We start from the raw sequence: 26,475 nt of genomic DNA on the forward strand, positions 1-26,475 counted from the left end.
AAAAGGTCCACACCATATGTATTTTTCTTTCGTAGTGGTTGCTCAAAGAAACCACATTATTGCAAGCGTTGTGTTTATAATAAAAGAAAAACTCCCATTTTGAAAAATAATAGATCAAAATGGAAGTTATATTCATTCACAGGTGTATTGATTAATCATTTTTATCCACCTTTATTGATTTGAAGGCTCTGATTTCCGCTACGGGCTACTCGCTTTGTCGCTGACGCTTCGCTTTCGCGCAGAGCAAGGCTTCCTGCGGGCGAGCGTCGAGCCGCTTCCTCCGCTAGTGTTGTTGCTGTCGTTGCACTTTCGCACAGATAAAACATTGCTGCCGCTACGTTAGCACTCACGCTTTCGCACAGAAAACATCCGCTCCGTGCAGGGTCTCGTCTGTCTCGCTTTCCCGCGGGAGTCGAGTAGCCCTACGCTACAATCAGTTAAAATGGAAATATAGTAGCAAAATAGCAACAAAAAATCCTTTTATTGCTCAATAATAAACCTATTTTTTCCTAATCAACACGCCTGATTCATTTATATAGCTATTTTAAAATAACAAACTTCTATTTAATTTTATTATGATTCCATTACATAATATTGAGTGTCCTCTCTATCAGGACACAATAGCCCCTTATCGATGTACTTCCAATATGCTCAATACCAACTACTTTATTACCTAAAGCATCTACAATTCTGTTTTTCTCATATACAAATTGTTCTTCCCAATATGGATTATACTCGGACAGTTCAATTTTTATTTTCTTCATCTGCTTATTTCTTTTTAAATAAACCTACTATAAATCCTTCTAAACCGAAATATGGCTCTTCATTAGACATGGCTATCATTTCTCGTATTTCAAGTGCTTCTAATGACTGAAATATTTCTCTTAGCTGATTTTTTGTATACCCTAATCCACCTTCTAAACTACGTTTAATATAAACTTCTTCATCTGAGATGGTAGAACCACCATATACACCTTGTTCTTCAAACGAGCATAAAGCGAAGTATCCATTAGGTTTTAATAATGTATGAATCAATTCAATATACGTCACACGTCGGTGAGGGGCTATGTGATGGAAACAGCCTGAATCATAAATAAAATCAAAACTCTCCTCTTGTAGATCCAGCTCAAAGATATTGGAACCAATTAACTCTACATTTATGTTAGCTTCATCAACCCTTTCTTGCGCCAATTGTAATGCTCTATCCGATACATCAACACCAACAACTGAACAACCTTGCTTCGCTAAGTAAATGGCATTTCGTCCTGCACCACAGCCTAGCTCTAAAACTTTACTAGGCTGAATCATCTTTTTTTCTAAATAACTGACTAGATTTTCATCAGGTTTATTAACAAAGAAAGGTATCTTTTTAAATGTTTTATCATAAAATTCATTCCAAAAATTTTGTGGTTCACGCAATAAATTATCCAGTAAAACAAGCAATTGTTCATTCGACTTAATTAGCATTTTACGCCTCCATTTATTACTTATTATCCCACTCGAAATTATAAAATTGCCCCCGACTGGGAATGAACTAGTTTCATTTTATCACAAGGATTATTGTCCCTTTTATATGCTACACTATATTTATGGATATATTTACTAAGTGATCCACACTTAACATAAGATACACAGAAAGGAGCTGCAAAATGGAAGAAATCTTGACGATTACCAATTTAACAAAGAGCTATGGCAGTAAGGAAATATTAAAAGGAATCGACTTGCACGTTTCAAGAGGTGAGATTATTGGCTATATCGGTCCGAACGGCGCTGGTAAAAGTACGACTGTCAAAATCATTTTGGGAATTGAAGGCGAATACGGTGGAGAAATTAAGCTTTTTGGAGAGAATATTGGGCAAGATCGCGTTGACTATAAACGAAGAATTGGCTATGTACCGGAAATAGCCGATGTGTATGATAATTTAACGGGCTATGAGTATTTAACCTTCATCGGCCAGTTGTATGGGCTAGAATTAGAGATTGCTGCCGATAAATCAAAAACCTTAATGGAATTGTTTGGTGTTGGAGAAGCGTATCATGCTAGAATCTCTTCTTATTCAAAAGGGATGCGGCAAAAGCTATTAATTATTGCTAGCCTGATACATAATCCTGATCTACTATTTTTAGATGAACCCATAAATGGATTAGATGCAAATAGTGTTATGATTTTCAAGGAGATTTTGACTCAACTAGCTGCCCAAGGAAAAACTATATTCTACTCATCACATATTATGGATGTGGTTGAAAAAATCAGTAGCCGTATCATCCTGTTGTATGATGGAAAAATCGCAGCCGATGGAACATTCGCCGAGTTACAAGCGGAAAATACCGAGGGAACTCTGGAAAAGATTTTCAACCAATTGACAGGCTTCCATGATCATAAGGAAATTGGTGAGAAATTCGTTTCTATTGTACAAGAGGTACGATGATGACAGACTTCAAAACCTTACAACTGCTTGATAAATTTCGAATTGTATTTGTCAAAATGGGCATCGATTATGAAATGATGAGAAAAATCCTCCATATTAAATTAACAATGGATGAACGCAAAGTACCGACATTATTTAACCAAGCAAGAAAAAAGGACGATCAAAAATATGGCTATATTAAATCTTTATGGATTTATACTTTATTCGGACTCGTGCTTATTCCGTTTATGGGCTTTGGCCAAAACTTTCTGTTCCAAATGAGCATTTCATTTGCGATGATAATTTTTTTAATTATGACATCCTTGATTTCTGATTTTTCTTCCGTTCTGTTGGATGTTAGGGATAGAAGCATCCTTTCTACTAAGCCTATCGCTGCTAGAACGATTAATGCGGCAAAATTTATGCATATTTTTATCTATCTGACGTATTTAACCATTGCACTAACAGCAATCCCACTTTTAGTCGGCTTGTTCAATCAAGGAATTGCATTCTTTATTTTAACGGTGCTTGAGCTAATCTTGATCAATCTATTTATTGTTGCTCTTACCGCCATTTTATATATTGTTATTTTACGATTCTTTGACGGAGAAAAGCTGAAAGATGTTATTAATTATGTACAAATCGGTCTATCATTAATGCTAATGATTGGCTATCAAGTCCTGATCAGATCCTTTGAATTTGTTAATTTTGATATGGTCGTATCGTTTCATTGGTGGAGTATTTTTCTCATCCCGATGTGGTTTGCCGCTCCCTATGAGCTATTGCTAAATGGCGATAAATCTTTACTTACAGTGGTATACTGCATTTTCGCCATTGTCATACCAATACTATCGATATGGCTTTATGTAAAACTGATTCCAACCTTTGAACGTAATCTGCAAAAACTATTAAGTACAAGTAAATCGAAAAAAGAAAAGAACAATCGACTAAAAGCACTTTTCTTAAAAATCATTTGTAGAACGAATGAAGAAAGAGCTTTCTACCGTTTCGCCTCCCTTATGATGAAACAAGAGCGAGAGTTTAAACTGAAAGTATATCCATCTTTAGGCTTTTCTTTTATCATTCCATTTATTTTTATGTTTACTTTTTCAAGGCATGAAAATGTTGATTATTCCGTTAGTATGGGCTATTTAAATATTTATTTTAGCATGCTCATTATTCCGTCAGCTGTACTTATGCTTCGACATTCAGAAAAGTATAAAGCAGCTTGGATCTATAAAGTTTTTCCACTCAAAGATTATACGGACTTGAAAAAAGGTAGCCTAAAAGCATTTTTGATTAAGTTATATATTCCATTGTATATTTTTCTAAGTATCATTTTCTGCTTCATTTACGGTACGAGAATTATCCCAGATTTACTGATTGTATTAGTGGCAAGCTGTATGTACACCGTCGTTTGCTACATCAGCATCAGAAGCAAGATTCCTTTCACAAAGCCCTATAATGAAATTGGCGATGCCCAGGGCTGGAAATCTCTTATATTGTTCATCCCATTAGGTGCTCTAGCAGGACTGCATTACTTCATGATAGCTAGCATTTCCTACGGTTCAATAATTTACCTAATCGGGCTTGTCTTCACGAATTTCATTCTATGGAAGCTTGCTTTTAAGCGTACGAAAACGGCTTGAGCATGGGCTCAAGCCGTTTTCTGTTTACTCTAAAAAGCTTTTCTCTCATATATACGAATAGATAGTAACCACGATCCAATATATAAAATAACCGTTGTAAGGATAGCTACGAAATACATTTTCGTTTCTTGTAAAGTCAGGAAGTTCTGAACAAACCCTCTTAATATATCATGGAGATTAGGAATTAAAAGAGTAATTGTTACTAGATAGATACCAACTAAACCAACTAAAATCATCACTAAATGTTTGCTTTTGAATTTATAAGAGATTGGCAGTATAAAAGATGTTGTAACCATAACAAGCCCAATAATAAGCAGTATTTCTCTCCATAAAAACACTTCTCCCTTTCCATTCAACAAGAAATCACCAAGATAAATGATAAAAATAATAACGGATGTAAATATTAATGCACCCATATATTTAGAACTGACAACTTCCTTTCTTGTATATGGAAGTGAATTTAGAAGAATATTCGCGTTACCCTTATCATCCGTAGAAAAAGCAGTCATGATAAATACGACACTATATAAAACTCCTAAGAAGATTGGCGAAACATCTGCCAACAAATAGAGTATAATCGTAGCAATGTAGATTATACTCGTATTCTTTTGTATTATAATATCCTTAAGTATAAGGTTAACCATACAATTACCGTCCTTTTTTCGTATAATACATAATATCTTCAAGCGTTGGCTTTTCCACAATAACAGTATCTCCAAATATGTTTATCACACGATTTTTATCCGCTGTTAATGCCTCAAAGCCTGTGTTCGTTTTTCGGATTGAAATAAACTCTTGTTCCGTTTCACGATCCAATAAATCTAATGTCCCTTTTACAATGGCATATTCTTCTTCAATTTTATAAAATTCTTTCGTGAAGATATGTTCCCCATTATGAACAAAGGTAATATAGTCCGCAATGCGATCTAAATCTGTTGTTATATGCGTCGAGAAGAAAATCGTTCTATCTTCATCCTGCATTAGTTCATGTAGAATATTTAGTAACTCTCTACGAAAGATTGGATCGAGCCCGGCAGTTGGCTCATCCATAATAATTAATTCTGCATGATGAGCTAGTGCAATAGCTAACGAAGCTTTCATCTTCATTCCCTTTGAAAATGTTTTCATACTTTTGTTTAGGGGCAGTTCGAATTCGTTAACATAGCGTTGAAAAGCGTTATCATCCCAGTTTTTATAGGCTGGTTTAATAATCCTTTTTATATCCTTTAACGTTAAATTTTCATAAAAGATATTTTCATCATAGACAAAACCAATACGTTCCTTTATTTCTTTTTCATGCTTCTTATAATCCATGCCAAACACTGAAACAGTACCACTATCTTGCTTAAGTAAGTTCATAATCAACTTAATCGTCGTTGATTTACCTGCACCATTTCCTCCGATAAATCCAGTTACAAAGCCTTTTTTCACATTAATAGAAAAATCCTTTATCTCAAACCCTTTAAAAGATTTATGAATATGCTGTAATTCAATAACATTTTCCATCATGCATCCTCCGTATACAATAATGTAAGCATTTCCTTAAGCTCTGCTAAGCTCAGGTTCATCTCTTTTGCGTTTTGAATAGCAATCAACAAATTTTCTTCGATTACCTTTATTTTTCTTTCTCTCATCATTTCCTTATTTTGTTCGGCGATGAATGAACCTTTTCCAACAATCGAATAAATAAATCCGTTTTTTTCAAGCTCTTCATAAGCACGTTTTGTTGTAATAACGCTAATTTCTAAATCCTTTGCAAGCTGTCGCATAGAAGGCAATGCCTGCCCTTCTTGTAATTCACCTGTTAAAATAAGCTTTTTGATTTGAGCATAAATTTGCTCATAAATAGGCTCTTTTGAGCTGTTTGAAATTATAATTTGCATGCAAATACCTCTTTGTAGAATATTGTATATATACTTTATATACAATATATCTACATTTTTATTATTTTGCAAGTAAAATTAGTATTGAACAAAAAAAAGAAAACATGAGATTGTAAAAAACAAACCTCATGTTTTCTGTATTTAAATATGTTGTTAACCTTGCCTATTCATCATCTCAACTCGTTGAAAAATTCGAATCACAAACCGCCTAGTCATAAATTTGACAGACGGCTAATGATTTGAATCTTTCTTCCAAAGGTAATGTATAAATTGCAATATTTGACCATTCATTTCGAACATATCATCACTTATACAGATTTGTTTAAAGCCACTTTTTTCAAGAACCTTTTGAGATGCACTATTATTTGTTGTTGTTTTTGCCTTAATCTTTTGTACACTGATCTCTGTTTCTAATAGTAGCTTTAAGGCTTTAGCCCCTAGTCCTTATTGATATAAGTGAAATAATCCAGATCAATACTCGTCATTCTTCTTCAAAAACTCTGTATGCAATAAACTATAGCTCAACATATCTTTACATTCTCCCGTAACACTATGGCATTCAAATTGTCTTAAGCAGCCTTCTTCCTTAAAGTTGAATTTCGTCAATAACTTCTTTGAAGCTATATTTTCTTCTGTAACAATTGCCTGTATTCTTACTAAACCTAACTGATTAAATCCTATTGATAATACTTCTTTAACAGCTTCCGACATAATACCACGATGCCAATATTCTTCAGATAATTCATAGCCAATTTCAGCTCGTTTGCCTGCAAATTCACTCAAGAAAATGGTACCAATAATTTCATCCGTTACTTTGTTGGCAATAGCAAAACGTAAAATCCAACCTTCATCATAGCCTTCGTTCCAAGCATTAATTACTTCATAACTTCTTTCTAAACTTTCTGGTCCATTCCAATCGAGATGACGATATACATTTTCATTTGAATAATAATTGAATAATGTAGGGGCATCCTCCAATCTCAACTTTCTTAATTTAATTTGTTCAGTTTGTACTGTTGGGAAAGGGGTTCCTAATAATTTGGAAAAGTTCATTTTTTTCTCTCCTATTTTTTGAATAGAAATCAAAAGAAGCTGATTAGATTATAGCTGACCTATATTACTAGAAAAAACCTTATACATATTTCATAAAATAGAATAAGCCATTACGGTTAAAAAACCACCCTGGCTTATTCTATTCTTCTTCTTTTCTCTTTTAATACAATTCTTTGAATACTCTTTGAGGACAAATAGTATTTTTCACCTAAAGTAGCCGTATCCACTCCCGATAGATAATCGTTATAAATAGTAGAATTTCTTACTTCCAATTCTTTTCTTGTTGCAGTACTGGATCCCCAAGTCTTTTTATGTTCTGTTCTTCGCGGTATATAAATATATTCACCATCAACATATTCTTGTATCAACTCAAGTAACTCCACTGGTAGAATATGCTTTGCTTTTTTATAGCTCATATTGCACTCCTAAACATTAATATTTTTTTAGGAAGAGCAAAGGCCATTTTAATTTATCTTATATTGCAATAGCCTTTGCTATGCAGAAATAGTATACCTTCTCATCAAACAATCCCCCTTGTTTTCCGTAAATTTAATCCATATTATACCATATAATTCGAAATATAGGCTCAACACCATAACGTGTGATTGACTTCCGCTTTACCAACTTACTGTATATTTTAAACAGGCATTTTCGACCTATTCAAAACTTCAAAACTCATTAAACAACAAAGGGACTTTTACACCTATTTTTTTATTTATTAAGCAATAAGTCTTATATAATCTGTTATTGACAATCCGTCTTTTTTGCATAATACTAAAGTTGAAAATTATGCATTTATTGAGTTTTCATAGGAATAAAGAACCTCAATAACTGAATTTACATATAGATTATTTAAAAGGGGGAAACTGTTTGAAAAACAAAAGTATTAAGCGTCGATTATTATTTTTCACATTAGGTTTACTGTTAATATCATCTGTGGTCAATTCTTTATTTGGAGTATGGTTTGTTGGAAAAAACGGCAAAGAAGTTTTAATTGAAAAAGCCAACGAACAGGTCTTTGAAATGGCAAAACAAGCGGAGACTATCTTAAATTCAGAGAGTGACCCCATTTCATCTTTACAAGATTTTGTGGAAACAAAGGCAAAACAAGATAATGTGACTTATGCTGTTGTCATTGATACAAACGTTCAAGCGGTGGCACATAGTGATAAAAATAAATTAGGAAAAGTGTATGAAGACGAATACACGATTGATGGAGCTAAAAACGGGAAAAACCAATTTATGAGATGGTACGCTGAAGTTCAAGGTATATGGACATATGACATCATGGAGCCTATATATAAAGATGGCAAGCTTTATGGCGTGCTCGACATTGGGGTGCCTGAAAGCGGCATTCAATCAATTACAAACTCTGTACTAAGCTATCAGATTATTACAGGCGTAATAGGCTTTTTAGTTATAGGAGCTTTAATGTGGTGGATTATTGGTCGCATTGTTACTGCTATTAAAAATCTTGAAAACGTCATTCATCAAACAGCAAGTTTAGACTTTACAGAAAACCCAGAATTAGAGAAGTTATTAAATCATCAAGATGAAATTGGGCTTATGGCAAAAGGAATCTCTGGCATGCGGTCGGCATTAAAGGATGTTACCGTCAATATACATAAAACCAGTTCCGAGTTATCAGATTCTTCTAATATTTTATTGCAAATTTCTGAAGATTCAGTACGTACAACTGATGAAATTAGCTTAGCCATTAATGAAATAGCAAAAGCTACCGAAGAACAGGCTCATGATACAGAAAATAGTGCTGAACAATTAAATCAGCTTTCTGTAAATATTGACAGCGTTATGGAGCGTACAGAGAAGATTGCTTCCATGACAGAGGATATTGATCATTTAAGTAATCAAGGTGCGGAAACCGTCAACCAACTTTCTATTTGGTCAGAGAAGAATCGCATGTCTTCACAACAGGTAAGTAGCATCGTTCAAGAAGTAGATAAAACATCTTCTGATATATCAAGTATTGTCAATACCATTACAGATATCGCAAATCAAACGAATTTATTAGCTCTAAATGCTTCCATAGAGTCAGCTCGTGTAGGCGAAGCAGGAAAAGGTTTCGCAGTTGTTGCTGATGAAATTCGAAAATTATCAGAACAGACATCTAAAGCAACTGAAGTTATTAAAAACAAAATCACCGCAATTCAGGATATTTCTAAAAGTGCTGTACAGGAAATTAGTACGAGCCTTAGCATTGTTGAACAAAATGCAAAAGCTACAGAGGATACGAGTGAGATTTTTAATACAATAAAGGCAGCTCTAGATCAAACAAGTGAAGTAGCACAAGAGATGAAACATTTATCTCACGAGATGAATGAGCGCAAGGAGCAAATCATTGGTGTGGTTCAAAACATATCTGCTTCTGCAGTCGAAACCTCTGCAGGGACAGAACAAGTTTCTGCTTCCGCAAATGAACAAATTAACAGCATCGAAACCGTTTCTGAAAAAGCTAAGGACCTGAATGCTATTGCTGATGCTTTACGAGGAGAAATGAAAAAATTCACTATTTAATATCAAGCCCAAAAGCGTAACAGGATAATAGAGTTCTATAGTAACAAAGCTGATTCATACATGAATCAGCTTTTTCTATGGATGTATTATAGATCAACTTTTTTAAATATAGTTTGATTACAAACACTTCGTAAAAAAGAATCTATCTATGCTATTGAATTAATGGTTTTTCCAATCTTTTGTTTATTTATTTTAAATCGTTTTTCAATACCAAGGTAACGGTCTAAGCTTAAAACATAGCTACGATTTAAAAATAGCAATATACAAAATGCACTAGTATATAGAGTTAAACTAATTAAATTCATATTTCCGGAAAGAATAAAATTAATATGCATAAGAAGACAAATAATAACTGAAGGAATAATCATTAATCCCATTATTAAAACAATACCAATTATAATCTGAACAATTGGAATGGTGTAATTAAAAAACATAATATGTTTTAATGCGAAATGTGCAATGAAGTACTTATAAAATTCTGGCACATTTGGTTTATCAAGTGCCATTATTAAATAGTTTTTAATAAATACTCCAGGTTCACTAAACCAATTTTTCTCCGTAATTTTTGTTATACCAGCAAAAAGCCACCCAAATCCAAAAAGAAGACGCGTTAAAGTAACTAGCAATTGAAAGACTTGTTCTCCGAATCGTTTCGATAATAATGTCATAAGCTTAACTATCCCCTATTATTAAAATTCTAACTTACTATTTTTATAGACCTATCACACTTAATTTATTGGTTCATAGAACTCTTCCACCTTTTCAACGTGACGAGCTCTGTCATCTTCCCTCTTTTCCTTTAAGGGTATATAAACAGCCTTAATCTCCATTCCATTTTCAGTCCTATGAATTATCATTACATCCCCATCCATTCCTTCGTGGTGTTTAGCAACTAATACTATTAAGATCGTATTTAGTGCAAAATTGTCATGATTTTTTCAATGGATTCACCCTTTTTAATTGATAATGATAATCATTACTGAAAGATAATATCAATATTGATTATCATCGTCAATGGTATATTTAGGAGAGATTTATAAGGTTTACTATTTATAATAACGAATTCAAATTTCCATAAAAAAATGGAGTGGTTACAACGGAAAGTTGACCACTCCTCTTATCTCTTATTTTATAAATCGTATAAATCGTTTCTTCCCTATTTGTAAAACCTCTCCATTCATTAAAATTTGGTCAGTGTCATCTACTGTAATTTTTTCACCATTTAAAGAAACACCATTTTGTTTAATTAATCGCATAAATTCACTTTTACTTTTAATATAGTTTCTTCGGCTACGCTTAGAAACAGATCGCCGATTTTGTCACCCAAAATTTTGTCGATGAGTATTCTTTTGAACTTATCAATTTTTGTTCTATTTACTACAAAAATTGATAAAAAGCAAAGAAGGCGGAAAACATGATTTAAATTGGGAACTATTTTCATGTAGATATGAACACAAAATATTGATTAAGTGAAAGATAGTAACTTATTACACTATAAAAACAAGCAAAATTAAAACAAATTTCTCGGAAGTAATAGATAATTTACTTACTTTTCTAAATTTTTGTTCATCTATCAACAAAACTTGATTTCTTAAATATTCATAACTAATGATATGTTATTAACATACCGGGGAAAAGTTAAAAAAAGAGGAACATGAAAAGGAGATTGATAGCAATGAACAAAAGAATGTTCGGAAAAATTTTTCTATCTGTTTTACTAATCGCCACTTTATTTGTTACTACAGCAATTACTCCTTTAACTCTAGCACAGACATCAATACCCGAAGAATACAATGGTTTAGCTGAAACTTTTAAGGATTTTAATAAAAATTATTCCGAAATGCCTGAAGAAAAAACAAACGATTTAAAGAAAGAATTACTTACATTAATTGAACAAGGAACTATTAAATTACAGTCAAATGGTGAACTAGATTTCAAAGACATACAATCAAAGCAAAATGGCGAGAATAATGTGCTATATATGCCTATAGAATACAAAAACATACAATCTACGCTAAACATTTCGGCCCTTACAGTTATCTTTGATAACAAAGGAGAACTTGTTAATTATGACGAAAGAAAAATTGTAGCAGATGATAAAAATTATACTTCTCAAATAGAAATCTATACTGATGGAGTATTAACTAAATCAGAAAATGTACAATTAACAAAAGAAGATTTTATGATTACACCAAAGAAAGAAAAAAATTCAGATTCAATCTTATCATTTTTAAAACCTGATACTGCAGAAGCTGCAAGTTGGGCATCCAAATTTTTTAATTGTTTAGATGATCAAGGTGTTCCAGGTTGGGTTTATAAAACACTATCAGTAGTTTGTGGAATTGCTTGTGCTACAGCAGTACTTTGTGTCCCATGTGCTGTAGGAGCTGCATTAGTATTTGAAGCAGATATTATGTATTGCGTAGGTAAAGCAAACGGAAACTACTAACGAAAGGAACGATAAATTATGCTTAAAAAAATAAGACTAATGTTATCAGGAGTTTTAGGCATAATGGCTTTTTTTTCGCTTCTAACCTTTTTAAAAATAATTGATATCCCTGATTTTATTTCAAATATCCCTTATTCTATTCCCTTTGTTTTTATTATCGTTTTATTATTAATTGTTTCATTATTGGAAAAAAAAAATCTTAATAAAAATATGTAATTCTAACAGTTCTCTTCGCAACAAAGCAATATAGTCTTGTTCTTCTGGTGACCGCTGGGCCTCTCACACCATCGTACTTACGGCTCCGTATACGGCGGTTCAATCTCTTAAGTATCGGAGCTCATAAAGTTTGGTTAGGTCTTTCAATCCCCACTTTGTGAGCTTTTCATTTGTTAAAGCTCGATGTATGATCTCGCTTCTCGATAGTCGCCAATACCCTTTCCTTGAATGTGCTGTTTTCATCGCATCATCATGGTCGATTCCGTACTGACGTAGTTTCGTATACCTTGTTTTCGGTTGCTTCCATCGTTTCCAAATCAATTGACGCAAACAATGATTTAACCAACCTTGTATTTCTTTTATGAAAGCTTTCATATTGGCAATGCCGTAGTAGTTAATCCAACCAACTGTCGTTTGATTAATTCTTTTCACAATTTCTTCAAACGTACCTGCTCTTTTCCGACTCGTTAACTTTCTTATTTTATCTTTGAATCGTTGTTTAGCAGCTTTACTTGGCCGGCATCCAACTTTCCCATTAAGTTTTGTATATTGAACCCTAGAAATGTGGCGATTGTTGCACCACACACTTTACTTTACTTTACTTTACTTTTCTTTTCGTTAATCGTTAACCCTAAATCTTCTTCGATATATTTCTTCACACTCGCCATGACACGTTCACCCGCTCTAGGCGTTTTCACGTAAATCACAAAATCATCCGCATATCGAATAAAGCGATGTCCTCGTTTTTCTAGTTCTCTATCTAGCCTATTTAAATAAACATTTGCTAGAATAGGAGATAGTGGTCCTCCTTGTGGTGCGCCTTCTGTTGTTTCCACATAAGTATCTTTATCGAGAATACTTTAGCGTAAGAATTTCCAAATGAGTTTGAGGACAATCTTATCCGTTATAAATTCTTCTAGATACGCTCTTAATCGTTGGTGATGAATTGTATCAAAGTAGCTCTTTAAATCACAATCTACCACTGTTTGATATCCTTCTTCATAATATTGTTCTGCGAGTTTAATGGCTTGGTGGGCGTTTTTATCCTTCCGAAAACCAAAGCTTCGATTTGAGAAATGTGGGTCGATTATTGGGTCAATTATTTACCGGTTGCGGTTGGTAAGTTTCATCCTTTAGCTTCATTTTGAGTGGTTCAAAATATTTTCGCATGTGGGATTTTAGTTCGTGAACTGTTATTCCATCCACACCTGGAGCCCCTCCGTTTTCTTTCACCTTTTGATAAGCTCTCCATAAATTTCGGTTGGTAACGATTCTATCGATTATATTGATACCATCTTGTTTCTTCATCTTCATGTTTACATCCCTACACGCTCTTATATACTCTTTCGTTTCCAACTTATCCATCTATAAGTAGCCATCTATTTGGTCTTTACCTTGATGTTTTCTGTGCTTTGATGGGATGTCTCCACCCCCTTGTTCTTTCAAGATTTAAGATTGTTTGGTCCTTTGCTTTCATTAGAAAGCTACTATGACCTCTGCTGACTTCTCTTGATTCATCTGACTATCACTAATCCGATTGTTAATCCAATAACCCTCAAGAGACCTCCCCGGGTAAGTGCAAGCACTTTCCCCTCATGTAACTGCCAGATTTACTGTGTGGGACTCGGGCAGTATTGGACTTTGTTTTGTTTAGCAAACTCGTCCGTCCCGACTCAGCCTTATATCTGATTTCTGTTCGTCAGTTCGAGATTTTGCGTCCGACTTCCTTCAGATTCCACGTCACCATGGACACCCTTGTCTTTCGCTAACAGTTCCTACTGCCAAGCCTGTAGTGGACTTTCACCACCGAGTTATTGCACATGCCGGGCGCACTAAAAAATCGTATTTAAGGTAATAATTACCTTAAATACGATTATAAACAAATAACTTCAATAGTATACAACTTTATTATTTAGTTTAGAACTTTATTATATTTTAACAATAGTAGCGAACTCTAAGTAACCAATTACTCAACAGTTACCGATTTAGCTAAGTTACGTGGTTTATCTACATCACAGCGGCGATGTAAGGCAGCATAATAGCTAATTAATTGTAATGGCACTACCGATACAAGAGGTGTTAGTAATTCATGCACATGAGGGATTACTAAACGGTCACCATCTTCATCTACGCCAGCCATTGCAATAATGCATGGGTATGCTCCACGTGCAGCTACCTCTTTAACGTTACCACGGATATTTAATCCTACTGCTTCTTGTGTTACAAGGGCAAACACTGGTGTACCTTCTTCGATCAAGGCAATCGTACCGTGTTTTAGCTCGCCACCTGCAAAACCTTCTGCTTGGATGTAAGAGATTTCTTTTAGCTTTAAGGCACCTTCAAGACTTACATAGAAGTCGATGTTACGGCCGATGAAGAATGCGTTGCGTGCAATCTTTAAGTAGTCCTCTGCAATATCCTCTAACACATCTTTTGAATCGATAATTGTTTGGATACCGTTTGCTGCAATCGCAAGCTCTTGTTTTAAATCGAATTCTAAGCCTTTGCCATTAGCTTTTGCAGTTACGTATGCTGCTAAAGCAAGTACAGCTACTTGTGCTACATACGCTTTTGTTGAAGCTACTGCAATTTCTGGACCTGCATGTAATAAAAGCGTATGATCCGCTTCACGTGATAGCGTAGAGCCTGGTACGTTTGTGATTGTTAACGTTGGGTAGCCTAGCTCTTTAATTTTCACTAGTACTTGACGGCTATCTGCTGTTTCACCTGATTGTGTAATAAAGATGAACAATGGTTTTTCTGATAGTAATGGCATATTGTAGCCGAATTCACTTGAAATATGAACTTCCACTGGAATACCAGCCATTTTTTCAAAATATTGCTTACCGATTAAGCCCGCGTGATAGCTTGTGCCGGCTGCAATAATGTATAGACGATCTGCTGCTCGTAATGCTTCTAAAATATCAGCGTCGATTGTTAATTCGCCATTTTCGCCTTCGTATGCTTGAATAATTTTACGCATAACTGTTGGCTGTTCATCCATTTCTTTTAGCATATAGTGAGGGTAAGTACCTTTTTCAATGTCGCTCATATCAAGCTCTGCTGTATATGGTGCACGCTCTACTACTGTACCGTCTAATGTCGTAATTTCAACGCCAGCTTTGTGTACGATTACGACTTCTTTATCGTGTAGCTCCACATATTGATCTGTTACTTGTAGCATCGCCATCGCATCTGAAGCTACAACATTGAAGCCTTCACCAACACCTACTAAAAGTGGAGATTTGTTTTTCGCAACGAAAATTGTATCAGCTGATTCTGCATCTAAAAGAGCTAATGCATAAGAGCCGTGTAATAAAGATAAAGTTTTGCGGAACGCCTCAGTCGTGCTTAGACCTTCTTTCACAAATAACTCTACTAATTGCACGATGACCTCTGTATCTGTATCAGATTTCATCGGAATGCCTTTTAAATAAGTTTTTTGTAATAAATGATAGTTTTCAATCACACCATTGTGTACTAGCGTAAAGCGTCCTGATACACTTTGATGAGGGTGCGCGTTTAAACGGTTCGGCACACCGTGAGTTGCCCAACGTGTATGACCAATACCTACTTTAGCGGCAACGTCTTCGTCTACAGCTTCACGTAAATCGGCAATACGTCCTTTTTCTTTGAAGACTGTTACACCATCTTCATTGCGTACTGCAATACCCGCTGAGTCATAACCACGGTATTCTAGTTTCTCTAAACCTTTTAATAAAATTTCCTTTGCATCTGATTCACCAATATATCCTACAATTCCACACATAAATTTCTTGTCCTCCGATATTGTCAATTTGACGCAATGACAAATTTGACCTCAGCCTATCGAATTTTTTTATGAACGTAAAAGCTATGCTTATTTATCATTTTGCCTCGGCATAATTGCGTCCGATTTAGCAAGTGTTTGGACACCCACTAAAAGAAAATAAACATACAAATACATACATATTATCAACACTCATTCAGCCGTCTGAAGAGTTATCATTCGATACGAGAGGTTCTCTATTTATCTATTGCTTTAACTATACCTTCTCCATTTTCTGTACATTCAATCACTCAAATGCTTTCAAAATGAAAAGTGACAATCGGGTATGTCGATCGGGAGGCATCCGCCGAATTTTCGATAAACCTCCACCTCGTCTGCTGAAGATACTTTCGTCCAATTTCTTCAGCTCAGGCGCTATAATTGTTTTCCGCTTTTGCGCTTCCTTCCTTCCCTCCTTATGCGCTCGTTAAATGATAAGGTCGGACCTCATCTTCAACTTCACTATCATACTCAATCATATGCTGTACGTCAAATTTTCGTTATAAAAAACACCTACTTACCCTTCTTTTTAGTGACAAAATGTAGACAAACATCTGCTATGAAACAATAACTGGAAATTCTATTAGAGATATGATGCTAATTCTTGTTATTGTAACTTCTTACTACAGGGGCTTCGTGTCAAGGTGAAGCACAAAATGAAGCTTCCCCAAACGTTCTGGCGACTTATAAAGTTCTATCCATCACCTTGGCTCTTCTATCCGTCACCCTTGTTTCTACAGGTACAATAGGAAACTTGCACCCTGTTTTTCAGCAAAAATAACGGAGCATTCATAACCGCCTTTAATTGTACAGATACTCCAACCAATATTATGGAACCTAAAAAAACTCGACCTCCTTGTTTAAGGAAATCGAGTTATAGACTGTTTATTCTGTTAAGCCCATTTCAGCACGGACAACATCTGCAATACGCTCTACGTAACGTTCACAGTCTGCCTCTGTAGCCGCTTCCACCATTACTCGTACAAGTGGCTCTGTACCAGAAGGACGCACTAAAACGCGACCGTTTCCAGCCATCTCTGCTTCTACCTCAGCAATCACTGCAGCAACCTTTGCATTCTCCGTCACAGCATGCTTGTCTGTTACACGTACGTTGACTAAACGCTGTGGGAAAATTTTCATTTCAGAAGCAAGCTCTGACAGTTTTTTACCTGTAGCTTTCATGATGTTGACAAGCTGAATACCTGTTAATAAGCCGTCACCAGTTGTATTAAAGTCTAGGAAAACAATATGACCAGATTGCTCGCCACCTAAATTATAATCATTGGCACGCATCTCTTCTACGACATAACGATCACCTACAGCTGTTTGTACACTTTGCATATCATAATCTTCAACAGCTTTGTAGAAGCCCATATTACTCATAACCGTCGAAACAATTGTTTGCTTTTTCAAACGACCAACTGTATTCAAGTGCTTCCCAATGATGAACATAATTTGGTCACCATCAACAATATTACCTTTTTCATCTACTGCGATTAAACGGTCACCATCGCCATCGAATGCTAGACCAACATGAGCACCCTTTTCAGTAACGAATTTAGCTAAGCCCTCTGGATGTGTTGAGCCAACACCGTCATTAATGTTTAAACCTGTTGGTGAGGCACCCATCGTTGAAATATCAGCTTCTAAATCTGCAAATAGGTGTGTAGCTAATGAAGACGTAGCACCATGCGCACAATCTAATGCTACATGGATACCATCAAATTCTTCATCCACTGTTTGTTTTAAGTATTGAATATATTTTTGTCCACCCTCGAAGTAGTCGCTTACAGAGCCTAAATCTGCCCCGATTGGACGTGGCAATGTATCCTCTGGTGCATCTAGTATCGCTTCGATTTCGGCTTCTTGCGCATCTGTTAGCTTAAAGCCATCAGGACCGAAAAATTTAATACCATTGTCTGCAACTGGGTTATGTGAAGCTGAAATCATGACGCCTGCATCTGCGCTCATAATTCGAGTAAGATAAGCCACACCTGGTGTAGAAATAACACCAAGACGCATTACCTCTACGCCGATTGATAAAAGACCCGCTACAAGTGCACCTTCAAGCATTTCACCTGAAATACGTGTGTCACGACCGATTAAAACCTTTGGACGGTCAGTTGCATCCTTTGTTAAAACATAGCCACCTACGCGACCAAGCTTAAATGCAAATTCCGGTGTTAATTCACTATTCGCGACGCCACGGACGCCATCTGTTCCAAAATATTTACCCATTTTGATTATTCTCTCCTTCAATGCAAGATGGTGGCCATGCTTGTCTACACTGACAAACTAGACTGCTCATCTGCTTACTTTTGGAAAAGTCTATTTTCGTTCATTTACTGGTAACCATTAATTATGCTCCTATCCAAATTTATCTGGGCTTGTAATGCGTTACACTTTCTAGTCAGCACAGATTAATTTAGCATAGGGTATTTTGATTTTAGCCTGAGTACCTCGTTTTCGTTAATGTTTCAAATTCGAAAATGAATACCCTTACCGATAGAGAACGAAATCTCTACTGAATCAAAATAAAATTATAGTCAGTTATTGTTTAAGAATCAATATCTTCTGTTTTCTCAGTAGTCGTGTTGTCCTCAGAATGATCGTTAGATTCCTCTGAAGGAGGCGACGGATTAGGATCAGGCTTAGCATCAGGCTTACTATCAGGCTTAGTATCAGGCTTAGTATCAGGCTTAGCATCAGGTGTAGGTTCAGGAGTCGTAGTCGTTGTTGTAGTCGTTGTTTTTTCCTGCTCTACCTTCGTAATATCTGCTTTCACTTTAATTTTTGAAGCAGAACCACTTGTGACACCTTCTGGTAATTTTACATCAAATTCATAAGTTTTTGATTCTGTAATTTTTGATAGATCCACCTCTATTGGTATGGCCGTTAAAGTATCTATGATAGATTTTCTACCATACACTTTCACCGTTGTAGGATTAAATGTTAATTTGTTGACGATAATACCATCCGCCGCTTTCCCTACTTCTTTAAGCACAACGGGCAGCTCTCTGCTGTATGCTCCAATATCTACTTGTACCTTCACAGTTTCTGGTTCAATCTTCACATCTAACTTATTTAAATCACGATCGAGTACTTTAACTGTCGCCACCTGTGAGAACGGTTCTTTCATGCCTTTCTCACCCGTTACAGTAGCTTTTACATAACTAATGTTTTCAATAACACTTTTGGGACCTGTAACATACACCGTAGCTGGATTAGCAGTCATGCCTTCTAATATATAGCCTTGTTCAATTAAACGATTATTCATCTCAGGGTCAACACGAAATTCCTGCGTGACCTTTTCCTCAATACTTACCTTTACAGTCGCTGGGTCTAATGTAACTTGCAACTTATCAGAAATATTCTCGTACTTCAGCGCTACGTTGTGTTCACCAATTAGTAATTTACTTAAATCTACGAATACGGAGAAATCCTTCGATGTCTGTGCTTGTATAACAAGTGGCATCGGTCCTTTTATTGTAACATCCACGGTCTTTGGTATCCCTGTAACAATTAGGTTCTTATCGTCATAAAAAACATCTACTGGTACATCGCGAATTACCGTTGTTTGCTCACTCGTTATTGTTTTATTTAAAGGAGATAATTCAGTACGAACGGAGAAAAATAACAAACAAGCTAGAATTAATGCGATGATTCGTAACACCCAAGGGCTATCCATCATTTTATCCATTCTTTTTCCCCCTCCAAGTCAACTTAGAGGCTGCATTTGATTCTTGTGTTGATCCGAACCACATTTTACGTAACAGGCCTTCGAATTCCTCTAGAGAAAGATTTCGGTGTAGATTACCATTCAGTGTAATACTGATGGCACCAGTTTCCTCTGATACGACAATAGTAATGGCATCTGTCACTTCACTTAAGCCAAGTGCAGCACGGTGGCGTGTCCCAAGCTCTTTTGAGATAAACGGGCTTTCAGAAAGCGGTAAATAACAGGCTGCTGCCGTTACTTTATCTTTCTGCATAATAACCGCTCCATCATGAAGTGGTGTATTAGGTATAAAAATGTTGATCAGTAACTCTGATGAAATTTCAGCATTTAGACCTATGCCTGTTTCGATATATTCATTTAGACCAGTTTCCTTCTCAATAGAAATCAACGCCCCAATACGACGTTTGGCCATATAACTAACAGATTTCTTCATGGCCTCAATAAGTCTGGTTTGCTCTTCCTCCACTTGACTAGTTGAACGTTGGAATAACTTACCTCGACCAATTTGTTCAAGACCACGTCTTATTTCAGGTTGGAAAATGATAATAATCGCCAAGAAACCGAACTCGATGACTTGATTTAGCATCCAACCTAAAGTTTGTAACCCTAAATAATCAGTAGCGATGCGCGCAATAATAATCACGAAAATTCCTTTTAATAATTGGACAGCCTTCGTACCTTTAATGAGGGTTAAAATTTTATAAACAACGTACCAAACAAGCAGTACATCTATGAAGTTAATAACAATATTCACGGGTGTTAAATCTGTGAATTGTTCGATAATTTGCATGTGGCATCCCCCACTTTTCATTGCGAATACATACACATTTTAGTATAGCACATCCTTAACAAATGTAACTTTTTTCAAATAAAAAGTCTACTCAAAAGAGTAGACCTTTCAGCCTCTCACGTGCACTATCTTTTAGGACGTATAGAGTGTTATTTAGTTTCTTGGTTCTCTTCGAATGTTATGGCATCCTTTACTGAATTTTTGATTGAATACCAGAGCCATTCGAATGCTTCGTCAATTTCCTCTATTTTACCTGAAACAACTGCTGAAGATGCCATATACTGTCCGTTAATAACTGTGACATTGCCATCCACTTCACCTTCAACAATTAAATCACCATTTTTAACAACAATGTCGCCTTTTACAACTTCTCCCTCCGGCACAATAACCGTCTGCCCTTCAACAACTAGGTTTGGTTGTGTGGTCACGGAGAAATGCTGGTCATCCATAAAATTACCAAGTAAAGTTGCGCTCATGAATAAACAAAAAACTGCTGCTGCCACAAAGAACGGATGCCGGCGAATCCATTTTTGTATGCCTACACGACTTTTGGGTTTCGGTAAACGAGCCATCACAGCTTTTTCAAAATGCGGAGGTGCTGTAATATGGGAAGCACTCTTCACAAAAGCGATTGTTTCACTCAATTCCTGCATCAATTGTTTACAATCACTGCATGTATGCAAATGTTGTTTTAACTCTTGCTCATGCTCACGACTAATGTCACCATCTAAATAATCATGCATATAGTCTATAATATGCTCTGGACAAGTATTCATGACGCTTCCCCTCCTACAGATTGTTTAATTGCTTACGTAATGCTTCACGTCCGCGGTGAATTCTCGTTTTCACCGTTCCAAGAGGCATATCTAAAATCTCACTAATTTCCTGCAACGATAATTCTTCAATATATTTCAATACTATAACTGAACGGTATTTATCCGGCAAACATCCAATCTCATATTGAATGCGATCTTGTAACTCCATTTGCTCTACCTGTTCCTCTGGTAGCTGATCATCTGCTGCGATTTGCGAATACATATCAAGCCCTTCTGTACCAGCTACTTCCGCATCTAAATAATAATCCGGCTTTTTCTTCCGGATGCGGTCTATACAGAGATTTGTCGCTATCCGATAAAGCCACGTCGAAAATTTTCTTTTCTGATCAAAAGTATGCAAGTTCATATAGGCACGAACAAACGCTTCCTGTGCAATATCCTCAGATTCTTGCTTGTTTGCTAACATCCTATAGCATACTTGGTACAGTTTGTGCTGATAGAGACTCACAATATCGGCAAATGCGTTTTGATCGCCTTTAAGCACTTGTTTTATTTTCTTGTTTACGAACGCATCCATTGTGTTGATTTCTCCACCTTTACAACTGTCTTATACTATACGACCCATCTATAAGAAAAGTTTCATTTTGTTATTAATTATATCAAAAGATTTTTATACATTGTGGCAATAGGCAAATTTTTGTTAAATTTCTTTAAACTAGTGTTTCACCAAATAAAGAACCCATTAATGCAACTGCAACATCTGCTGTTCTATTCTTTTCATCTAAAATCGGATTAACCTCAACAAATTCAGCAGATGTTAGCATACCTGATTCCTGAATCATTTCCATCGCTAAATGACTTTCTCGATACGTAATACCACCAGGTACAGGTGTCCCCACCCCTGGCGTATAAAGTGGATCTAACCCATCTAAATCGAGTGATAAATGCAAACCATCTACATTGCGCTCTCTTAAATAGGCCAGAGCATCTTCTATTACACGCGTCATACCAAGACGATCTATCTCATGCATTGAGTACACCTTGATTCCTTGTTGACGAATCAATTCACGCTCTCCTGGATCTACAGAACGTGCCCCAATAATAATAACGTTTTCAGGTTTAATTTTTGGCGCATAATTACGAATTTGCACTAAGCGTTCATGACCTAGCCCAATGCTAACAGCTAACGGCATACCATGTATATTACCAGACGGTGTCGTTTCAGGAGTATTTAAATCAGCATGTGCATCAAACCAGATAACACCTAAGTTTTTGTAATGCTCACCAAGCCCTGCAAGTGTACCAATAGCAATACTATGATCACCACCAAATACAAGTGGAAACTCCTTCTGTTCCAGTGCTTCATTTACATTGTTTGCTAAAGATGTACTTACATCAATAACTTCCTCTAAATTTAATAGTTGTTTATCGACAATAGTACCTTCTTGTTTCTGACTAACACGTATATCCCCTTTATCATGTACATCATGACCAATTGCCTCTAAGCGTTCTACAACACCTGCGTAGCGGATAGCACTTGGTCCCATATCTACTCCTCTACGTGTTTGTCCATAATCAGTAGGCACACCAATAATAGAAATATTTAATTTATTCATCTTTCCATACCCCCTTTGAGTTGTAAGACTATTGTAAAGCCTACATCCATCTTGGCTCAACCTAACAGTTTTTTGAATATTTATACAACCTCTTTCGGTACAAAAGACATCTGTAGCTGACGTTTCGCTTTCGCTACAAAAATATTTGCTGAAAGAAGTTAAAAAAGTTTGTTGTCATGAAAGCATATGGTGCGAAGGAAGGTGAGTAGCTACTATCACTTTGTTGTGGTCACAGAGCAAAGCTTTCAAGAGGAATAGCCGTGAGATCTCAGACACCGCAGGAGCGAAGTATGAGCAACAAGGAGGCTTTAGACTATGTTCGTAGAAAGCGCTCTACCGGAGTGGAATGTGCAGTTACGTACATATTTCGATGAAGAGCCAGAAAAAGAACATAAAAAAATCTCCTACTGTTTTCAGTAAGAGATTAGTATCTGTAGTTAATGTAACACTTTTGAATAAGTTTTATTCTATAAAAAAGTGAGCCATGAAGGACTCGAACCTTCGACCCTCTGATTAAAAGTCAGATGCTCTACCAACTGAGCTAATGGCTCATAAAAGAAGAAATGGCTGGGGTACTAGGATTCGAACCTAGGCATGACGGAATCAAAATCCGTTGCCTTACCGCTTGGCTATACCCCAATCATTTATAAAAACTGGTGGAGGGGGACGGATTCGAACCGCCGAACCCTAAGGAGCGGATTTACAGTCCGCCGCGTTTAGCCACTTCGCTACCCCTCCGAAATAACACATTATGGTGGAGGATGACGGGCTCGAACCGCCGACCCTCTGCTTGTAAGGCAGATGCTCTCCCAGCTGAGCTAATCCTCCATAGAAACAGGTGTTTATTTCTTAACAGTTTATTTTCTTTTTAAGCCTTCGCATTACTACAAAGCTTTTAAAATGGTGACCCCTACGGGATTCGAACCCGTGTTACCGCCGTGAAAGGGCGGTGTCTTAACCACTTGACCAAGGGGCCATTTTTCAATGTCTCAAACAAGACAATATTTATTCTAACACTATTTATTTTTTAATGCAACACTTTTTTAAAAATTTTTTATGTATAAAATTATCATAAAAATGAGCAAAAAAATGGCTCCGAAGGCAGGACTCGAACCTGCGACAACCTGATTAACAGTCAGGTGCTACTACCAACTGAGCTACTTCGGAACAATAGTATTCAATTTGGTTTTTATAACCTCTTAAGTACATTTATTATTATAGCAAGCACACTAAATTATGCAATACTTTTTGTGAAAATTTTAATATTTTTTGTCGAAGCTTTCCAGGACATTAACGAATACCGTAATAGTTCTCTATTAAATCTAATATTTCTATCTTATGTATAAAATATTCTTGCTGTATATTATTGTAATTGTTAAAATGAGAATAGTTTTATGAATTTTCTATCAAATTTGTTTGGGGGAGGAATGTTCACATGGTAACAAACGATTTAATTGCACCAGAATTTTATAATATTACAGAGGAGTTAGAGAAATTTTCCCAGGATAGTGACCGTCAAGCAATACGATGGCTAAACACTCAACAAGAGCGACGAACAATTTCCTATGTTGAGCTTGTACAAAAAATGAATCAATACGCGCATGCCTTTACGAAGAAGGGGCTTCAAAAAGGAGATCGCGTATTAGTTATTATTCCACGTCTGCCTGAGGCTTACTTTGTCTTCCTTGGCTGTCTAAAAGCTGGAATTGTTCCTATTTCATGTTCAGAAATGTTACGTGCAAGTGATTTAGAGTATCGTATGGAGCACTCTTCTGCAAGTGCCGTAATTGCCTATGAAGCGTTCACTGGTGAGGTTGATCGTATTACATCTTCAGTAGAGGCTTTAAATAATAAATTGATTATAGGTTCTGCTACAGGTGATTGGACATCTTTAGATGAATTGGCTAGTACACAGCCAGATACATTTACGGCAGCTGCTACTAAACGAGATGATATGGCATTCCTTTCTTATACATCTGGTACGACTGGCAAACCAAAAGGAGCTGTTCATTCGCATGGTTGGGGATATGCACATATTAGAACGGCTGCTTCTCAATGGCTTTGTGTACGCGAAGGTGATTTAGTATGGGCTACAGCAGCTCCAGGGTGGCAAAAATGGATTTGGAGCCCATTTTTATCCACAATTATGTTGGGCGCAACTGCCTTTGTATATCACGGAGGATTTGATCCCAAAACATACCTTCAGCTAATTCAAGATGAGAAGGTCAATGTATTATGCTGTACTCCAACGGAATATCGAATTATGGCGAAGCTTGATAATTTAAAAGACTATAATCTATCTTCTCTACGTAGTGCCGTTTCTGCTGGTGAGCCATTAAATCGACCAGTCATCGAAACATTTAAGAATAACTTTGGTCTTAAAGTGCGCGATGGCTATGGCCAAACGGAAAATACTTTATTAATCGGCACACTTGAAAACACTGAGTTACGTCCGGGGTCAATGGGTGTTCCTACCCCAGGCAATATTGTCCGTATTATAGATCATGAAGGCAACGAGGTACCGACTGGAGAGGTTGGAGATATCGCAATACACAAATCATCTCCTGCTCTATTTAAAGAGTACTATCGCGAGCCTGAACGCACACAAGCTGCCTTCCGTGGCGATTGGTATATTACTGGTGACCAAGCAAAATGTGATGAAGACGGTTACTTCTGGTTTGAAGGTCGAGGAGATGACATTATTATTTCATCAGGCTATACAATTGGTCCATTCGAAGTAGAGGATGCTTTAAATAAACATGAAGCTGTACAAGAATGTGCTGTTGTTGCAGCACCAGATGAAATTAGAGGACATATTGTTAAAGCCTTCGTCATCTTACGAGAAGGCTTCAGAGATCGAGATGAAGACGAGTTAACAAAAGAGCTACAGGAGCACGTTAAAGTATTAACAGCTCCTTATAAATATCCTCGTAGTATTGTCTTTATCGATGAATTACCAAAAACAACTTCTGGCAAGATTCGTCGTATAGAGTTACGAGCAGCAACTGTATAAAATAATAAAGGAGACATTTCACCAATCACTCGGTTGAAATGTCTCCTTCTTCTTTTGAACATAAAAAAAAGCCACTACTGATTTTATCAGCAGCGACTTTTTGCGCCTAGCAACGTCCTACTCTCACAGGGGGAAGCCCCCAACTACCATCGGCGCTAAAGAGCTTAACTTCCGTGTTCGGTATGGGAACGGGTGTGACCTCTTTGCCATCATCACTAGACTATTTTCGACCTCCAATACACGGCGTATTACTGCGTCAGCTTCTCTCGCTCAATCGGTCACGTACAGAGAGGTACGCTCCCTCATTCACTCGTTTGCTTCCTTGTACTACTTGTGTCTTGAAGCTCTCTTCGGCTTTCAATATACATCGTATCTTGAAACCCTTGGTTGAAAGAAATTGTTCTTTCAAAACTGGATAAACGTGCATTGAATGTTTCAAACATTATGGTTAAGTCCTCGATCGATTAGTATTCGTCAGCTCCATGTGTCACCACACTTCCACCTCGAACCTATCTACCTCATCGTCTTTGAGGGATCTTA

25 protein-coding genes, 6 tRNA genes, 2 rRNA genes and 1 pseudogene are annotated in these 26,475 nt (G+C 36.4%); 6 read left to right on the forward strand and 28 right to left on the reverse strand.

Going from position 1 to position 26,475, the window contains the following annotated elements; genetic code table 11:
* Nucleotides 1–161 precede the first annotated feature (161 nt).
* The 3 genes from ACVWXS_RS02580 to ACVWXS_RS02590 all read right to left on the reverse strand — a co-directional run bounded on the left by ACVWXS_RS02580 (nt 162) and on the right by ACVWXS_RS02590 (nt 1,467).
* On the reverse strand, nt 162–350 hold the full coding sequence (locus ACVWXS_RS02580) for a hypothetical protein (RefSeq protein ID WP_456955831.1): 189 nt from the start codon (nt 348–350) through the stop codon (nt 162–164).
* Nucleotides 351–584: 234 nt separating this feature from the next.
* The gene (locus ACVWXS_RS02585) at nt 585–764 is read right to left on the reverse strand and encodes a GrpB family protein (RefSeq protein WP_456955833.1); all 180 of its coding nucleotides are present in this window, start codon (nt 762–764) and stop codon (nt 585–587) included.
* Nucleotides 765–768: 4 nt separating this feature from the next.
* On the reverse strand, nt 769–1,467 hold the full coding sequence (locus tag ACVWXS_RS02590) for a class I SAM-dependent methyltransferase (RefSeq protein ID WP_456955835.1): 699 nt from the start codon (nt 1,465–1,467) through the stop codon (nt 769–771).
* 182 nt (nt 1,468–1,649) lie between these two features.
* Between ACVWXS_RS02590 and ACVWXS_RS02595 the strand changes: the two genes are divergently transcribed.
* Together ACVWXS_RS02595 and ACVWXS_RS02600 are read left to right on the forward strand one after the other, a co-directional pair.
* The gene (locus ACVWXS_RS02595; RefSeq protein WP_456955837.1) at nt 1,650–2,429 is read left to right on the forward strand and encodes an ABC transporter ATP-binding protein; all 780 of its coding nucleotides are present in this window, start codon (nt 1,650–1,652) and stop codon (nt 2,427–2,429) included.
* Nucleotides 2,429–4,057 (forward strand): hypothetical protein, encoded by a 1,629-nt coding sequence (locus tag ACVWXS_RS02600; RefSeq protein WP_456955839.1) that lies wholly within the window; start codon nt 2,429–2,431, stop codon nt 4,055–4,057. Before ACVWXS_RS02595 ends, ACVWXS_RS02600 begins: the two co-directional genes overlap by 1 nt.
* Nucleotides 4,058–4,086: 29 nt before the next feature.
* Here the strand turns inward: ACVWXS_RS02600 and ACVWXS_RS02605 are convergent, their stop codons facing one another.
* From ACVWXS_RS02605 to ACVWXS_RS02625, 5 genes are all read right to left on the reverse strand, one after another.
* Nucleotides 4,087–4,701: an ABC-2 transporter permease gene (locus ACVWXS_RS02605; protein WP_456955841.1), complete on the reverse strand. Its 615-nt coding sequence runs from the start codon at nt 4,699–4,701 to the stop codon at nt 4,087–4,089.
* A 4-nt stretch (nt 4,702–4,705) separates the two neighbouring features.
* A complete protein-coding gene (locus ACVWXS_RS02610; protein WP_456955843.1) occupies nt 4,706–5,563 on the reverse strand; it encodes an ABC transporter ATP-binding protein in 858 nt (285 codons plus the stop codon).
* Nucleotides 5,563–5,940 carry a GntR family transcriptional regulator gene (locus ACVWXS_RS02615; RefSeq protein WP_068985070.1) on the reverse strand — a complete coding sequence of 126 codons (378 nt, stop codon included), beginning with the start codon at nt 5,938–5,940 and terminating at the stop codon, nt 5,563–5,565. Before ACVWXS_RS02615 ends, ACVWXS_RS02610 begins: the two co-directional genes overlap by 1 nt.
* A 471-nt stretch (nt 5,941–6,411) precedes the next feature.
* Nucleotides 6,412–6,993: a GNAT family N-acetyltransferase gene (locus ACVWXS_RS02620; RefSeq protein WP_456955846.1), complete on the reverse strand. Its 582-nt coding sequence runs from the start codon at nt 6,991–6,993 to the stop codon at nt 6,412–6,414.
* A gap of 134 nt (nt 6,994–7,127) precedes the next feature.
* A complete protein-coding gene (locus ACVWXS_RS02625; protein WP_402991810.1) occupies nt 7,128–7,409 on the reverse strand; it encodes a CD3324 family protein in 282 nt (93 codons plus the stop codon).
* Between the two features lie 454 nt (nt 7,410–7,863).
* Between ACVWXS_RS02625 and ACVWXS_RS02630 the strand changes: the two genes are divergently transcribed.
* A complete protein-coding gene (locus ACVWXS_RS02630) occupies nt 7,864–9,528 on the forward strand; it encodes a methyl-accepting chemotaxis protein (RefSeq protein WP_456955848.1) in 1,665 nt (554 codons plus the stop codon).
* Nucleotides 9,529–9,674: 146 nt separating this feature from the next.
* Here ACVWXS_RS02630 and ACVWXS_RS02635 read toward each other — a convergent pair whose 3' ends face one another.
* A complete protein-coding gene (locus ACVWXS_RS02635; protein ID WP_456955850.1) occupies nt 9,675–10,196 on the reverse strand; it encodes a hypothetical protein in 522 nt (173 codons plus the stop codon).
* A gap of 456 nt (nt 10,197–10,652) precedes the next feature.
* Nucleotides 10,653–10,784 carry a hypothetical protein gene (locus ACVWXS_RS02640; protein ID WP_368638740.1) on the reverse strand — a complete coding sequence of 44 codons (132 nt, stop codon included), beginning with the start codon at nt 10,782–10,784 and terminating at the stop codon, nt 10,653–10,655.
* Between the two features lie 419 nt (nt 10,785–11,203).
* Between ACVWXS_RS02640 and ACVWXS_RS02645 the strand changes: the two genes are divergently transcribed.
* Complete coding sequence (locus ACVWXS_RS02645; RefSeq protein WP_456955853.1) at nt 11,204–11,977, forward strand: hypothetical protein; 774 nt, start codon at nt 11,204–11,206, stop codon at nt 11,975–11,977.
* Between the two features lie 18 nt (nt 11,978–11,995).
* Nucleotides 11,996–12,193: a hypothetical protein gene (locus tag ACVWXS_RS02650; protein WP_368638742.1), complete on the forward strand. Its 198-nt coding sequence runs from the start codon at nt 11,996–11,998 to the stop codon at nt 12,191–12,193.
* Nucleotides 12,194–12,292: 99 nt separating this feature from the next.
* Here the strand turns inward: ACVWXS_RS02650 and ACVWXS_RS02655 are convergent, their stop codons facing one another.
* The 16 genes and pseudogenes from ACVWXS_RS02655 to ACVWXS_RS02730 form a co-directional block, all read right to left on the reverse strand.
* Complete coding sequence (locus tag ACVWXS_RS02655) at nt 12,293–12,778, reverse strand: group II intron maturase-specific domain-containing protein (RefSeq protein ID WP_456955855.1); 486 nt, start codon at nt 12,776–12,778, stop codon at nt 12,293–12,295.
* A gap of 8 nt (nt 12,779–12,786) precedes the next feature.
* Nucleotides 12,787–13,296, reverse strand: a pseudogene (locus ACVWXS_RS02660) (reverse transcriptase domain-containing protein).
* Nucleotides 13,289–13,507, reverse strand: a complete 219-nt coding sequence (locus tag ACVWXS_RS02665; protein WP_456955857.1) for a hypothetical protein — start codon at nt 13,505–13,507, stop codon at nt 13,289–13,291. Before ACVWXS_RS02665 ends, ACVWXS_RS02660 begins: the two are co-directional and overlap by 8 nt.
* Nucleotides 13,508–14,159: 652 nt before the next feature.
* Nucleotides 14,160–15,962, reverse strand: a complete 1,803-nt coding sequence (gene glmS, locus ACVWXS_RS02670; protein ID WP_456955859.1) for a glutamine--fructose-6-phosphate transaminase (isomerizing) — start codon at nt 15,960–15,962, stop codon at nt 14,160–14,162.
* Between the two features lie 924 nt (nt 15,963–16,886).
* A complete protein-coding gene (gene glmM, locus ACVWXS_RS02675) occupies nt 16,887–18,239 on the reverse strand; it encodes a phosphoglucosamine mutase (protein WP_368638683.1) in 1,353 nt (450 codons plus the stop codon).
* A 319-nt stretch (nt 18,240–18,558) separates the two neighbouring features.
* Nucleotides 18,559–19,701: a CdaR family protein gene (locus tag ACVWXS_RS02680; protein WP_456955861.1), complete on the reverse strand. Its 1,143-nt coding sequence runs from the start codon at nt 19,699–19,701 to the stop codon at nt 18,559–18,561.
* On the reverse strand, nt 19,694–20,530 hold the full coding sequence (gene cdaA / locus ACVWXS_RS02685) for a diadenylate cyclase CdaA (protein ID WP_368638685.1): 837 nt from the start codon (nt 20,528–20,530) through the stop codon (nt 19,694–19,696). Before cdaA ends, ACVWXS_RS02680 begins: the two co-directional genes overlap by 8 nt.
* 149 nt (nt 20,531–20,679) lie before the next feature.
* Complete coding sequence (locus tag ACVWXS_RS02690; protein WP_368638686.1) at nt 20,680–21,306, reverse strand: zf-HC2 domain-containing protein; 627 nt, start codon at nt 21,304–21,306, stop codon at nt 20,680–20,682.
* Nucleotides 21,307–21,319: 13 nt separating this feature from the next.
* Nucleotides 21,320–21,883 (reverse strand): RNA polymerase sigma factor SigW, encoded by a 564-nt coding sequence (gene sigW / locus ACVWXS_RS02695; protein ID WP_068985087.1) that lies wholly within the window; start codon nt 21,881–21,883, stop codon nt 21,320–21,322.
* Nucleotides 21,884–22,016: 133 nt separating this feature from the next.
* Nucleotides 22,017–22,922 carry an arginase gene (gene rocF / locus ACVWXS_RS02700; protein WP_368638687.1) on the reverse strand — a complete coding sequence of 302 codons (906 nt, stop codon included), beginning with the start codon at nt 22,920–22,922 and terminating at the stop codon, nt 22,017–22,019.
* Nucleotides 22,923–23,400: 478 nt separating this feature from the next.
* Nucleotides 23,401–23,473 (reverse strand) — tRNA-Lys (locus ACVWXS_RS02705).
* A 13-nt stretch (nt 23,474–23,486) separates the two neighbouring features.
* A tRNA-Gln gene (locus tag ACVWXS_RS02710) sits at nt 23,487–23,561 on the reverse strand.
* 15 nt (nt 23,562–23,576) lie between these two features.
* A tRNA-Tyr gene (locus tag ACVWXS_RS02715) sits at nt 23,577–23,660 on the reverse strand.
* Nucleotides 23,661–23,674: 14 nt separating this feature from the next.
* Nucleotides 23,675–23,750 (reverse strand) — tRNA-Val (locus tag ACVWXS_RS02720).
* 73 nt (nt 23,751–23,823) lie between these two features.
* Nucleotides 23,824–23,898 (reverse strand) — tRNA-Glu (locus ACVWXS_RS02725).
* A 114-nt stretch (nt 23,899–24,012) separates the two neighbouring features.
* Nucleotides 24,013–24,089 (reverse strand) — tRNA-Asn (locus ACVWXS_RS02730).
* A gap of 268 nt (nt 24,090–24,357) precedes the next feature.
* On the opposite strand from ACVWXS_RS02730, the gene mbcS reads away from it, so the two are divergent.
* The gene (gene mbcS, locus ACVWXS_RS02735) at nt 24,358–25,935 is read left to right on the forward strand and encodes an acyl-CoA synthetase MbcS (RefSeq protein WP_368638688.1); all 1,578 of its coding nucleotides are present in this window, start codon (nt 24,358–24,360) and stop codon (nt 25,933–25,935) included.
* A gap of 104 nt (nt 25,936–26,039) precedes the next feature.
* Here mbcS and rrf read toward each other — a convergent pair.
* Nucleotides 26,040–26,155: ribosomal RNA gene (rrf, locus tag ACVWXS_RS02740) — 5S ribosomal RNA — on the reverse strand.
* A gap of 224 nt (nt 26,156–26,379) precedes the next feature.
* A 23S ribosomal RNA gene (locus ACVWXS_RS02745) occupies nt 26,380–26,475 on the reverse strand; the annotation flags it as partial.

Source organism: Lysinibacillus sp. TE18511 (genome assembly GCF_054062295.1).

What these genes read in the sequence shown, in the direction of transcription:
- ACVWXS_RS02585 (WP_456955833.1), bottom strand. Translation starts at nt 764, where the DNA reads ATGAAGAAAATAAAAATTGAACTGTCCGAGTATAATCCATATTGGGAA.
- ACVWXS_RS02590 (WP_456955835.1), bottom strand. Translation starts at nt 1,467, where the DNA reads ATGCTAATTAAGTCGAATGAACAATTGCTTGTTTTACTGGATAATTTA.
- ACVWXS_RS02595 (WP_456955837.1), top strand. Translation starts at nt 1,650, where the DNA reads ATGGAAGAAATCTTGACGATTACCAATTTAACAAAGAGCTATGGCAGT.
- ACVWXS_RS02600 (WP_456955839.1), top strand. Translation starts at nt 2,429, where the DNA reads ATGACAGACTTCAAAACCTTACAACTGCTTGATAAATTTCGAATTGTA.
- ACVWXS_RS02605 (WP_456955841.1), bottom strand. Translation starts at nt 4,701, where the DNA reads ATGGTTAACCTTATACTTAAGGATATTATAATACAAAAGAATACGAGT.
- ACVWXS_RS02610 (WP_456955843.1), bottom strand. Translation starts at nt 5,563, where the DNA reads ATGGAAAATGTTATTGAATTACAGCATATTCATAAATCTTTTAAAGGG.
- ACVWXS_RS02615 (WP_068985070.1), bottom strand. Translation starts at nt 5,940, where the DNA reads ATGCAAATTATAATTTCAAACAGCTCAAAAGAGCCTATTTATGAGCAA.
- ACVWXS_RS02620 (WP_456955846.1), bottom strand. Translation starts at nt 6,993, where the DNA reads ATGAACTTTTCCAAATTATTAGGAACCCCTTTCCCAACAGTACAAACT.
- ACVWXS_RS02625 (WP_402991810.1), bottom strand. Translation starts at nt 7,409, where the DNA reads ATGAGCTATAAAAAAGCAAAGCATATTCTACCAGTGGAGTTACTTGAG.
- ACVWXS_RS02635 (WP_456955850.1), bottom strand. Translation starts at nt 10,196, where the DNA reads ATGACATTATTATCGAAACGATTCGGAGAACAAGTCTTTCAATTGCTA.
- ACVWXS_RS02640 (WP_368638740.1), bottom strand. Translation starts at nt 10,784, where the DNA reads ATGCGATTAATTAAACAAAATGGTGTTTCTTTAAATGGTGAAAAAATT.
- ACVWXS_RS02645 (WP_456955853.1), top strand. Translation starts at nt 11,204, where the DNA reads ATGAACAAAAGAATGTTCGGAAAAATTTTTCTATCTGTTTTACTAATC.
- ACVWXS_RS02650 (WP_368638742.1), top strand. Translation starts at nt 11,996, where the DNA reads ATGCTTAAAAAAATAAGACTAATGTTATCAGGAGTTTTAGGCATAATG.
- ACVWXS_RS02665 (WP_456955857.1), bottom strand. Translation starts at nt 13,507, where the DNA reads ATGAAGATGAAGAAACAAGATGGTATCAATATAATCGATAGAATCGTT.
- glmS (WP_456955859.1), bottom strand. Translation starts at nt 15,962, where the DNA reads ATGTGTGGAATTGTAGGATATATTGGTGAATCAGATGCAAAGGAAATT.
- glmM (WP_368638683.1), bottom strand. Translation starts at nt 18,239, where the DNA reads ATGGGTAAATATTTTGGAACAGATGGCGTCCGTGGCGTCGCGAATAGT.
- ACVWXS_RS02680 (WP_456955861.1), bottom strand. Translation starts at nt 19,701, where the DNA reads ATGGATAAAATGATGGATAGCCCTTGGGTGTTACGAATCATCGCATTA.
- cdaA (WP_368638685.1), bottom strand. Translation starts at nt 20,530, where the DNA reads ATGCAAATTATCGAACAATTCACAGATTTAACACCCGTGAATATTGTT.
- ACVWXS_RS02690 (WP_368638686.1), bottom strand. Translation starts at nt 21,306, where the DNA reads ATGAATACTTGTCCAGAGCATATTATAGACTATATGCATGATTATTTA.
- sigW (WP_068985087.1), bottom strand. Translation starts at nt 21,883, where the DNA reads ATGGATGCGTTCGTAAACAAGAAAATAAAACAAGTGCTTAAAGGCGAT.
- rocF (WP_368638687.1), bottom strand. Translation starts at nt 22,922, where the DNA reads ATGAATAAATTAAATATTTCTATTATTGGTGTGCCTACTGATTATGGA.
- mbcS (WP_368638688.1), top strand. Translation starts at nt 24,358, where the DNA reads ATGGTAACAAACGATTTAATTGCACCAGAATTTTATAATATTACAGAG.